The following is a 7,386-nucleotide window of genomic DNA, read 5'->3' on the forward strand; positions in this document are numbered from 1 at the left end:
CGGAGGATCGAAGGGCCAGTCGATCTTGGGTATCGTGGGTCGCCGCGCCAGGGCCATCGCATCCCGGCGCTACGCCCCCGAGATGGGTTCATTGTTCGGGATTCTGAGTCCATCTGACGGGATGCAAGATCCTTGCGGCTCTGGTGGCCCTTATCCGAGCGCGATAGGGGCCACCAGAGTCGCAAGGATCTTGAGGTGGGCCTTACCGATCTTTCGGCGCCAGAATGAACGCGCAGGCCAGCCCCTTTATCATGAAATTTCGGGCGTACAGCGCTCGAACGTGGACACTGACGGCGGGCCGCCATGAGGTGGGTCGTGAGTGGGGGGCGCGCTCTGACGGCGCCGGACCCGGTGTTGCTCCGTACTGGTGCCCGGCCCTGAGACCCGCCGAGGTTCCGCGACAGGCCCGCACGCCAGCGGAAGTCACGGCCTCGGTGCCGGTCCTTGCGCCCGCCCACGCCACAGCCGCTTCGGCCCCCAGCCGCTGAGACACCAGCGCTGAGACAACGGCCGTGCTGCTCCTCGGCGGAGCCGGACTCGCGGTCCTGCTCTCCGGCTCCGCAACCACAACGACCAGCCGAGCCACTCACCGCGCCCAGATCTTTCGATCGTGGCCCCCAGACGGCCGGACGCTAATGGGCAACAGCGCGTCGAGCTCTGCTGGCGCCTCGCACGTCTCTCCGGAACCGGTCCGGACCACCCGGGCCTCGGCATTCGTCACCTCCGCCAGGTGCTGCGGGTGCCGGCCGGGCGCGCCCGGCGGAAATAGATGGATGGCGTCGCCGGCCCGCTGGTACGGTCGCCGCATGTACGCCCGCTGAGACTTTCCGCCCGCGGCCGAGCGGTTCACCCCGCCCGGTTCTCGCGTCATGCCCTCGTCTCAGTAGATCGGTGTCCGACATGACCGCCATTTCATCGATGTGCCGCCTCGCGACCTTGTCCATGGAGTCCACACCGCCCTTCCCCGCATCACCGCCGAGATCTGGGGCCCGATACGGCGTGCGCGGAAAGCCGTTGATCCTCCGGCGGCCGGACCGTCTCAAGGTCCACTTCGTCCGCCCACTGCCGGCCCGCCCGGCCTTCCCGCAAGCCGACCCGAACCCGCCGTGGCACGCACGGGGCCGGAGGTGGCGCGGCAGCAACACCCGTCCCGGCTCGCGTCCGTCGCTCACCCGGTCGAGGTGGCCGGCCCGGGCGTTGGGCGCCCACCGCCGCGGTCGCTGACCGGGACGACGCCCCAAGGCCGTGTGTGGCGGACCGCGCCGCAGGCAGTCGGAGCCCTCAGGCCAATGTTGGTGGACCGGGCCACAGGCAATCGGACCCCTCAGGCCGATGTCTGGTGGACCGCGCCGCAAGCAGTCGCATTCCGCCACACACGGCCTGCCACCGGGATTGGCATAGGGCAGCCCGTCAGATGCGGGCGCTCACGGGTTTCAGCGTGATGCTGTCGATCGCCGCATTGGCTATGCCGTGCAGCGTCGCCGTGTCGACACCGGCCTTGAGGAGCGCTTCGATTCCGCGATGGGTGGCGAGGACGAGCCCGCCGAGCGCCGCAGGGTCGGCGGCCGGATCGATGTGCCCGGCGCGCTGCGCCTGTTCGATGAGGAGACGGCAGCTTTCGAGGAGAGTTCCGTAGGCCGCGAGCGATCGGGCCGCGATGGCCTCGTCTTCCCATGCGAGTTCGGCGGTGGTCTTGGCCAGCAGGCAGCCGCGCCGGTCGGGGCGACCCTCCGGCGCGGTCAGCCAGGCGCGGAGGCGGTCGAGGGCTTGGTCCTCCGGGCCTTCGACGCGGGCGGCGGCGTTGCGGTCGGAGCTTTCGCAGTACTCCTCGAAGACGCGCCGGAACAGGGCGTCCTTGTCGCCGAAAGCGCCGTAGAGGCTGCCCTTGCTGAGCCCGGTGACCCGGGAGAGATCCTCGACCGAGGTGCCGTGGTAGCCGGTCTCGTTGAACTGCCGGCGCACAGCGACCAGCACCTCGTGCTCATCAAACTTCCGTGGACGCCCCATGCGGTCACGATACGCCGTTCTGAACGACAGTTCCAAAATAGTTCTGGACGTTCGTTCCATAAACTGTTTATTCTGAACGCATGTTCAAAACTCTTGTGCCCGCACACACCACCGAGTTCGCCGGCAAGCGCGCGATCGTCACCGGCGGTTCTCGCGGTATCGGCGCCGCCATCGTGCAGCGGCTGCTCGACGGCGGTGCAAGCGTCGTCGCCACGGCACGCAGCGCCACCGAACAGACGCCGCAGGGCGCCACCTTCATTCCGGGCGACATCAGCACCGTCACCGGCGTCCACGCGTTCGTCACGGCAGCGCTCGGCGAGCTCGGCGGCGTCGACATCCTGGTGAACAACGCGGGCGCGGCCCGTACCCACCTCGGGGGTATCTCGTCGATCCCCGATGAGGAATGGCTCGACGCTCTCGATCTCAACTTCCTGTCCGCCGTGCGGACCACAAACGCGCTGCTGCCGGCGCTGCGCGAGGCCGGGGCGGGCAGCGCGATCGTCAACATCTCCTCGGGCGCGGCGATCCTGCCCGGCCCGCCGATGGCGCACTACGGGGCCGCCAAGGCCGCGCTCAACAACTACGGCAAGGCGCTCGCCGCCGAGCTCGCGCCCGCCGGGATTCGGGTTACCACAATCGTGCCCGGCAACGTGCTCACCCCTGGAGCCGACGCGGTCCGCCAGACCTTCGCCGACGCGCTGGGCGTCGAACTCGCCGCGGTCACCGCCGGCATCCCGCTGGGGCGCCCCGGCGACCCGCGCGACATCGCCGAGGCCGTCGCCTACCTCGTATCGGACCGAGCCCAGTGGATCACAGGGGTGAGCCTGAACGTCGACGGCGGCGAGCTTCCCGCCATCTAGACCCGCCCGGCACCAAGAGCCGGCCTCGATCGACGCCCTGGTGGCCTGGGGCGACCTGGACGCGATCCAGTCGCCCCGGGCCCAGGAAAGGTCAGGGGCGGGGAGCGCCGGTGAGGCCGTCCAGGACCGTCGTCAGGTTGTGGTGGAAGGTGTCGGCGGGGTCGAGGTGGGGGGCCTCGACGACTAGGCGGGCGATTGTGGGATAACTGCCGGTGGCGAGCATCCGGGCCAGGTAGGGGCCGTGCGCGGACTGCCAGGCCGAGATGTCGGTGCCGGTGGAGCGGGCCGTGCGGCGTTCGGTGACCTCACGGCGGAGCGCGCCGGCGATGAACGCGTTGAGCGCGCCGACAGTCAGCTGCAGATCGTCGATGCCCGGGGCGCCGAGGGCCGAGTCGAGCGCGGCCGCCGTCGCCTCACCCGCGGCGAGCGCGTGCGGTCCCAGATGAGGCCTGGCCCCGAGCAGGTCGACAAACCATTCATGATCAAGAGCCACCTCGCGGGTACGGGTAGCGATCCCCATCACTGTGGCACGCCAGTCGGCATCCGGCTCGACCTCGGCGATCCGGGCGTAGACCGCGTCGACCATCAGGTCCAGCAGCTCCGACCTGTTTGTCACATAGTCGTACAGGCGCATCGGGCCGACGCCGAGCTCCTTGGCGATCTTGCGGATGGAGAGGCCGTCGAGGCCGCGCTCGTCGGCGATCCGCATCGCGACGTCGGCGATCTTCGCGCGGCTCAGGGGCACCGGAGCCGCGCGGGGCTGAGGCTCGGGCCGTTCCCAGATCGGCAACGGTGCGCTACCGTACGGCGTATCCATGAGGTACACCGTACGGTAAGGAGCATGACGATGCGAATCGCAATCGCCGGTGGCGGCCTCGGCGGGCTGACACTGGCCCGGATCCTGCACCTCCACGGCATCGACGCGGTCGTCTACGAACGCGAGGCCGGCCGCACCGCACGGTCCCAGGGCGGCATGCTCGACCTGCACCCCGAGTCCGGCCAGCAGGCACTCGCCGACGCGGGCCTCGACGCCCGGTTCCGGTCCGAAGCGCGACCGGAGGGCGAGGAGCACCGCATCCTCGACCCGGCGGGACGCACGCTCGTGCACCACCTGCCCGATCCCGGCTCCTTCTCCGGCCGCCCGGAGATCGACCGCACCGTCCTGCGCGCGATGCTGCTCGACTCACTCCCCTCCGGCACAGTCATCTGGCAGCACCGGCTCGCCGCCGTGACACCACAGCCCGGCGGCGGCTTCACCCTGACGTTCGACGGCGGGCAGCGCGCCGAGTGCGACGTCCTGATCGGCGCGGACGGTGCCCGCTCGGCCGTCCGTCCGCTGCTCACCGACGTAACGCCGTCCCCGGTGTCCACAGTGGTAGAGCTGACCATCGGCGAGGCCGGCCGCCGTCACCCGGAACTCGTCGAGCTGGTCGGCGCCGGCAACTTCTGGGCCATGGGCGAGAACCGGATCCTGTCCGCACAACGCCTCGGCAACGACACCCTCAAGGTCGGAATCTCGCTGCGCGCGGTCGACCGTCCGCTTGACTCGTACCGCGACCGCCGTGTGCTCCTTGATCTTTTCGACGGCTGGAGCCCTCGCCTCACCGCGCTCATCGACGCCGGCGACAACCCGACCCCACGCCGGATCGAGGTCATGCCGACCGGCACCCGCTGGACCCACCGGCCACACCTCACGCTCATCGGCGACGCCGCACACCTGATGCCACCCGTCGGCGAGGGCGCCAACCAGGCCATGCTCGACGCCGCCGAACTCGCCGCCCGCTTCGCCGCCACCCCCACAAACCCGAACCAGGCCATCCGGGGGTACGAGGAGGCGATGTTCACCCGGATCCACCCGATCGCCGAGATGTCCGCCCGCATCCAGGAGATGATGCTCTCCCCCACCGCAGCCGCCGACATCGTCCGCTTCTTCACCCCACGCGCCCCCGAGCCCTCCCCCGCAGACTGACGCCCCGCCCCCTCGCGAGGCTGATCAGCGAGCACGACGAAGGGCTTTACAGGTAGTCGAAGAACCGCCAGAACCATGTCGCCTCACCGTCACCGAACACCCATTGATTCGGACCCTGGTACGTCGCGTCGACGATGTGTTCGGGGACGAGACGAAGCTGCAGCTCTGCCGACATCCGCGCGACGGCGCTGTAGTCCTCCTCATGTGTCGGCGGTAGTCGGCTGCCGGCGGATGCGGGTCCGCTGCGGTACGGCCGGCCCGGAGTGGCAGGGCAGACGCCAGCGGCGATCAGCTGATCGCGCAGTTGTGACGGCGTGTTGGGTGGTGCGCGACGAGGTGACGTACAGCTTCCGCCTCGTCCGCTTCTTGCTGAGCTGCACGCTCCAGCGCGGCGGCGGGTGTTCTTGGATGAAACAAAGCACTGTTTCGGACGCTGTGGTCCTCATCCTGGATGAGAACGTCGAGGGCGCCCGGAGGGGTGTTCGGGTTCCGGGCGGTCCACAGTCTCACCGGCCGCATCGGGTCGATCGCCAACTCGCAGAGTCGTTGCTCAGTTGTGCCGGTGGAGCGGGCCTCATTCGCCCTGAGGAGTCCGAGCTCGCGTTCGGTCGCGGTCCGAAAAGGCTGACGTTCCATCCCGGCATGGTCCCAGCACCTGGCCTCTCGCCACACCCGGATTCCGCTCGGCGGAGCCCTCACTGGTTGCGGCATGTCCGCGCGTCGCGGACCGGCGTGGGCTGCCCGGAGTGCGACGCCCCCGCCGGCCTCCGTGCGCACTCGGCTCGCCGAGGAGATGGCAGCCGCCATCGCTATCGGTGGGTGCAGGAACCGCCGACCGGGGCGGGGGCTACGGTGGATCAGGAGCAACCCCAGGATGAGGCTGCAGATGATTGACATGCAGGAGTTCGCACGGCGGCTGAGCACTCTCGGAGCCGATGCTTTCACAAGCGACGACGTCGTGGACCTGGCGACCGCCGCCGATATTCGGATCAGCGCTGACCACGAGATCAACGCCGCGATGGCGCAGCGTCTGCTCGACCAGATCTCGCCCACACCGCCCGTCACCGGAGCACAGATCACCGCCTCGCAGTGGCCGCCACCCGTGTCGTCTCAGCGCGCGGTGCCCACCGTGGCGTTCTCCAGCCCCGGTGCCGTCGACAGCCCGGCCGATCAGCCCTCGCGCCCGCGCCGGCCCGGACCTCCGCGTAACGACCGACGACCGGGCACCCGACGAACCGGCAGGTGAAACCACCGGTCCGCTCCGGCTGACCGGCAGACCGCGTCGCGGACGTGGCCGGGCGTTCTGGAAGGTACGGCGGCGTTTGCCGCCTACCGGCTACAGCTGGGCCGCCAGCGCTTTCACATGCTGATTCTGCCGAAGTCCGGGGACGTTATCGGTCAGCAGGTGGAGACCTGACGCAAGGAAACCGGTAAACGCATCGACCAGATCCTCGCGGGCCACGCGCACCTTCCGCGCCTCGTGGAAATAAACCGCGCCAGGCCGGGAGCGCGCCTCGGCATACACTATTTCCACGGCCTCACCGGTCGATGGATTGAAAAGAACTCGATCGGCCGACTCCGTAAAGTTCATTGAGGCCGGCTTATTCTCACGAATGTCCGGCAGCACCCAGGCCATGCAGGAAAGAAGGTCGAACAGCGGAACAAGGAGCCGCGGCCCCATTACAAGAGTCTCACCCACACTGAAGGTGACTCGAGAAGGGAAGAGCGCATAGCGCAGACTCGATGCATCGAAGTTCTCAGCGTCTCCGTCATGCCAGGGTAAACCCGATACCGCGACAGGGACCTTGAAGTCGACCTCGTGCAGTAGCAAAGCTATCATCTACCATCAATCTCCAACTGGGTGACTGTCCTGCACACTCGGCCGCACGCATGGCTTCGCCATGACGAACGCACCGAAAAACTCACGCCGCGACTGTACGGACCGCGCGGGCTTTCGACACACCCGATTAACCTTCCCGCGGGCTACGTCGCGTGCACGGTCGGCTCCACGTTCAGCACGCCCGACGTAGCGGTGCAGACCAGCCGGATTTCTGGCGTGGTGCCGTGCCACTGCCCACTCGCCTTCGTCTACAACACCGCCGGCCAACCTGATCGCCGCCGTTCGAGGATTGGCACAAGTGGCATGATGCTGAGGTGCTCCTCGCGCGGCGTTCCCGCCATGACCGCGTTGCAGCCTCGCTTGCCGCCCGCAGTGACGGCGAACTCGCGGCGTTGGTCCAGGCAGCGCCGCTCAACCGGGTAGGAGTGGGCGGCGGCGCCTCACGCATCGACATCGACCGCGTGCCCGTGTTCGTCAAACGGATCCCGCTCACCGACCGGGAGCTGACTCATCCGCACAGCACGGCGAACCTGTTCGATCTACCGGCCCGTTGGCAATACGGCATGTACCGCCTGGCCGGTCCGGGTTTTGGCGCTTGGCGCGAGCTTGCCGCGAGGTCACGTCCACGGAGGTGGTGTACGAATCGCCCACTTTGGGGTGGTTCGGGAGACAAAGACGCGGTCATCGCGGATCCTTCTCAAATCGACCAA

The 7,386-nt window shown here is 68.6% G+C and carries 8 protein-coding genes and 1 pseudogene; 4 read left to right on the forward strand and 5 right to left on the reverse strand.

Annotated elements, in window-relative coordinates:
* Nucleotides 1-1,410: 1,410 nt before the first annotated feature.
* Nucleotides 1,411-2,007, reverse strand: coding sequence for a TetR/AcrR family transcriptional regulator (locus tag ACIA8K_RS40925; RefSeq protein WP_396068906.1), 597 nt, complete (start codon nucleotides 2,005-2,007; stop codon nucleotides 1,411-1,413).
* Nucleotides 2,008-2,087: 80 nt separating this feature from the next.
* On the opposite strand from ACIA8K_RS40925, the gene ACIA8K_RS40930 reads away from it, so the two are divergent.
* Complete coding sequence (locus ACIA8K_RS40930) at nucleotides 2,088-2,867, forward strand: SDR family oxidoreductase (protein ID WP_396068907.1); 780 nt, start codon at nucleotides 2,088-2,090, stop codon at nucleotides 2,865-2,867.
* A 91-nt stretch (nucleotides 2,868-2,958) separates the two neighbouring features.
* Here ACIA8K_RS40930 and ACIA8K_RS40935 read toward each other — a convergent pair whose 3' ends face one another.
* Nucleotides 2,959-3,684: a TetR/AcrR family transcriptional regulator gene (locus tag ACIA8K_RS40935; protein WP_396068908.1), complete on the reverse strand. Its 726-nt coding sequence runs from the start codon at nucleotides 3,682-3,684 to the stop codon at nucleotides 2,959-2,961.
* Nucleotides 3,685-3,708: 24 nt separating this feature from the next.
* Here ACIA8K_RS40935 and ACIA8K_RS40940 point away from each other — a divergent pair, with 24 nt between their 5' ends.
* On the forward strand, nucleotides 3,709-4,836 hold the full coding sequence (locus tag ACIA8K_RS40940) for an FAD-dependent oxidoreductase (protein WP_396068909.1): 1,128 nt from the start codon (nucleotides 3,709-3,711) through the stop codon (nucleotides 4,834-4,836).
* A gap of 46 nt (nucleotides 4,837-4,882) precedes the next feature.
* Here the strand turns inward: ACIA8K_RS40940 and ACIA8K_RS40945 are convergent, their stop codons facing one another.
* The gene (locus ACIA8K_RS40945) at nucleotides 4,883-5,011 is read right to left on the reverse strand and encodes a hypothetical protein (RefSeq protein ID WP_396068910.1); all 129 of its coding nucleotides are present in this window, start codon (nucleotides 5,009-5,011) and stop codon (nucleotides 4,883-4,885) included.
* 113 nt (nucleotides 5,012-5,124) lie between these two features.
* Nucleotides 5,125-5,472, reverse strand: coding sequence for a hypothetical protein (locus ACIA8K_RS40950; RefSeq protein WP_396068911.1), 348 nt, complete (start codon nucleotides 5,470-5,472; stop codon nucleotides 5,125-5,127).
* Nucleotides 5,473-5,722: 250 nt separating this feature from the next.
* Here ACIA8K_RS40950 and ACIA8K_RS40955 point away from each other — a divergent pair, with 250 nt between their 5' ends.
* Nucleotides 5,723-6,082: a hypothetical protein gene (locus tag ACIA8K_RS40955; RefSeq protein WP_396068912.1), complete on the forward strand. Its 360-nt coding sequence runs from the start codon at nucleotides 5,723-5,725 to the stop codon at nucleotides 6,080-6,082.
* Nucleotides 6,083-6,172: 90 nt separating this feature from the next.
* Here the strand turns inward: ACIA8K_RS40955 and ACIA8K_RS40960 are convergent, their stop codons facing one another.
* The gene (locus tag ACIA8K_RS40960) at nucleotides 6,173-6,676 is read right to left on the reverse strand and encodes a hypothetical protein (protein WP_396068913.1); all 504 of its coding nucleotides are present in this window, start codon (nucleotides 6,674-6,676) and stop codon (nucleotides 6,173-6,175) included.
* Between the two features lie 314 nt (nucleotides 6,677-6,990).
* Between ACIA8K_RS40960 and ACIA8K_RS40965 the strand changes: the two are divergent.
* A pseudogene (locus ACIA8K_RS40965) lies at nucleotides 6,991-7,386 on the forward strand (hypothetical protein); the annotation flags it as partial.

The sequence above is a fragment of the Catenuloplanes sp. NPDC051500 genome, assembly GCF_044454585.1.
Taxonomy (GTDB): domain Bacteria; phylum Actinomycetota; class Actinomycetes; order Mycobacteriales; family Micromonosporaceae; genus Catenuloplanes.

Coding starts and splice junctions, on each gene's coding strand:
- ACIA8K_RS40925 (WP_396068906.1), bottom strand. CDS start 2,007: ATGGGGCGTCCACGGAAGTTTGATGAGCACGAGGTGCTGGTCGCTGTG.
- ACIA8K_RS40930 (WP_396068907.1), top strand. CDS start 2,088: ATGTTCAAAACTCTTGTGCCCGCACACACCACCGAGTTCGCCGGCAAG.
- ACIA8K_RS40935 (WP_396068908.1), bottom strand. CDS start 3,684: ATGGATACGCCGTACGGTAGCGCACCGTTGCCGATCTGGGAACGGCCC.
- ACIA8K_RS40940 (WP_396068909.1), top strand. CDS start 3,709: ATGACGATGCGAATCGCAATCGCCGGTGGCGGCCTCGGCGGGCTGACA.
- ACIA8K_RS40945 (WP_396068910.1), bottom strand. CDS start 5,011: ATGTCGGCAGAGCTGCAGCTTCGTCTCGTCCCCGAACACATCGTCGAC.
- ACIA8K_RS40950 (WP_396068911.1), bottom strand. CDS start 5,472: ATGGAACGTCAGCCTTTTCGGACCGCGACCGAACGCGAGCTCGGACTC.
- ACIA8K_RS40955 (WP_396068912.1), top strand. CDS start 5,723: ATGATTGACATGCAGGAGTTCGCACGGCGGCTGAGCACTCTCGGAGCC.
- ACIA8K_RS40960 (WP_396068913.1), bottom strand. CDS start 6,676: ATGATAGCTTTGCTACTGCACGAGGTCGACTTCAAGGTCCCTGTCGCG.